Source organism: Aeromonas sp. S41-2, from assembly GCF_027705845.1.
In the GTDB taxonomy this organism is placed as follows: Bacteria; Pseudomonadota; Gammaproteobacteria; order Enterobacterales; family Aeromonadaceae; genus Aeromonas; species Aeromonas hydrophila.
In genome coordinates this window covers 1-2,736 of the sequence record NZ_JAPDCG010000023.1, presented here as the reverse complement: position 1 = coordinate 2,736, position 2,736 = coordinate 1, and the positions used below count along the sequence as shown (strand labels likewise).

The 2,736-nt window shown below is 53.7% G+C and carries 1 rRNA gene (only partly in view); it reads left to right on the top strand.

Annotated elements, in window-relative coordinates:
- Positions 1–2,717 (top strand): 23S ribosomal RNA (locus tag OKC44_RS22050) (it extends 141 nt beyond the left edge of the window).
- Positions 2,718–2,736 lie beyond the last annotated feature (19 nt).

Sequence of the window (2,736 nt, the reverse complement as noted above, 5' to 3'; positions counted from 1 at the left end):
AGCGAGGCGAACCGGGAGAACTGAAACATCTAAGTACCCCGAGGAAAAGAAATCAACCGAGATTCCCTCAGTAGCGGCGAGCGAACGGGGATTAGCCCTTAAGCATCTTGGAAGTTAGTGGAACGGTCCTGGAAAGGCCGGCGATACAGGGTGATAGCCCCGTACACGAAAACAACCTTGATGTGAAATCGAGTAGGGCGGGACACGTGACATCCTGTCTGAATATGGGGGGACCATCCTCCAAGGCTAAATACTCCTGACTGACCGATAGTGAACCAGTACCGTGAGGGAAAGGCGAAAAGAACCCCTGTGAGGGGAGTGAAATAGAACCTGAAACCGTGTACGTACAAGCAGTGGGAGCCCTTCGGGGTGACTGCGTACCTTTTGTATAATGGGTCAGCGACTTACATTTTGTAGCGAGGTTAACCGTATAGGGGAGCCGTAGGGAAACCGAGTCTTAACTGGGCGTCTAGTTGCAAGGTGTAGACCCGAAACCGGGTGATCTAGCCATGGGCAGGTTGAAGGTTGAGTAACATCAACTGGAGGACCGAACCCACTAACGTTGCAAAGTTAGGGGATGACCTGTGGCTGGGGGTGAAAGGCCAATCAAACTCGGAGATAGCTGGTTCTCCCCGAAAGCTATTTAGGTAGCGCCTCGGACGAATACTACTGGGGGTAGAGCACTGTTTGGGCTAGGGGGTCATCCCGACTTACCAACCCCATGCAAACTCCGAATACCAGTAAGTAATATCCGGGAGACACACGGCGGGTGCTAACGTCCGTCGTGAAGAGGGAAACAACCCAGACCGCCGGCTAAGGTCCCAAAGTTCTGGTTAAGTGGGAAACGATGTGGGAAGGCTCAGACAGCTAGGATGTTGGCTTAGAAGCAGCCATCATTTAAAGAAAGCGTAATAGCTCACTAGTCGAGTCGGCCTGCGCGGAAGATGTAACGGGGCTCAAACCAGGCACCGAAGCCGCGGATTCACGCTAAGCGTGAGTGGTAGGGGAGCGTTCTGTAAGTCTGCGAAGGTGTATCGAGAGGTATGCTGGAGATATCAGAAGTGCGAATGCTGACGTAAGTAACGATAAAGGGGGTGAAAAGCCTCCTCGCCGGAAGACCAAGGGTTCCTGTCCAACGTTAATCGGGGCAGGGTGAGTCGACCCCTAAGGCGAGGCCGAAAGGCGTAGTCGATGGGAAGCAGGTTAATATTCCTGCACGACTTGTAATTGCGATGGGGGGACGGAGAAGGCTAGGTGGGCCAGGCGACGGTTGTCCTGGTGAAAGTGCGTAGGTGGTGTTTCTAGGCAAATCCGGAGACACAACACTGAGACACGAGACGAACGCACTACGGTGCGGAAGCCATTGATGCCCTGCTTCCAGGAAAAGCCTCTAAGCTTCAGATTACAAGTCATCGTACCCCAAACCGACACAGGTGGTCGGGTAGAGAATACCAAGGCGCTTGAGAGAACTCGGGTGAAGGAACTAGGCAAAATAGAACCGTAACTTCGGGAGAAGGTTCGCTCTTGACAGTGAAGTCCCTTGCGGATGGAGCAGTTGGGAGTCGCAGTGACCAGATGGCTGGGACTGTTTATCAAAAACACAGCACTCTGCAAACACGAAAGTGGACGTATAGGGTGTGACACCTGCCCGGTGCCGGAAGGTTAATTGATGGGGTTAGCGCAAGCGAAGCTCTTGATCGAAGCCCCGGTAAACGGCGGCCGTAACTATAACGGTCCTAAGGTAGCGAAATTCCTTGTCGGGTAAGTTCCGACCTGCACGAATGGTGTAACCATGGCCATGCTGTCTCCACCCGAGACTCAGTGAAATCGAATTCGCCGTGAAGATGCGGTGTACCCGCGGCTAGACGGAAAGACCCCGTGAACCTTTACTACAGCTTGGCACTGAACATTGAACCTACATGTGTAGGATAGGTGGGAGGCTTTGAAGGCGTGACGCCAGTTGCGCTGGAGCCGTCCTTGAAATACCACCCTTGTATGTTTGATGTTCTAACGCAGGCCCGTGAATCCGGGTCGCGGACAGTGCCTGGTGGGTAGTTTGACTGGGGCGGTCTCCTCCCAAAGAGTAACGGAGGAGCACGAAGGTTGGCTAATCCTGGTCGGACATCAGGAGGTTAGTGCAATGGCATAAGCCAGCTTAACTGCGAGACGGACAGGTCGAGCAGGTACGAAAGTAGGTCATAGTGATCCGGTGGTTCTGAATGGAAGGGCCATCGCTCAACGGATAAAAGGTACTCCGGGGATAACAGGCTGATACCGCCCAAGAGTTCATATCGACGGCGGTGTTTGGCACCTCGATGTCGGCTCATCACATCCTGGGGCTGAAGTCGGTCCCAAGGGTATGGCTGTTCGCCATTTAAAGTGGTACGCGAGCTGGGTTCAGAACGTCGTGAGACAGTTCGGTCCCTATCTGCCGTGGGCGTTGGATGATTGAAGGGAGTTGCTCCTAGTACGAGAGGACCGGAGTGAACGAACCTCTGGTGTTCGGGTTGTCACGCCAGTGGCACTGCCCGGTAGCTAAGTTCGGAATCGATAACCGCTGAAAGCATCTAAGCGGGAAGCGAGCCCTGAGATGAGTCATCCCTGACCCCTTGAGGGTCCTAAAGGGCCGTTGGAGACCACAACGTTGATAGGTGGGGTGTGTAAGCGCGGCGACGTGTTGAGCTAACCCATACTAATTACCCGTGAGGCTTAACCATACAACACCCAAGAAGTGTT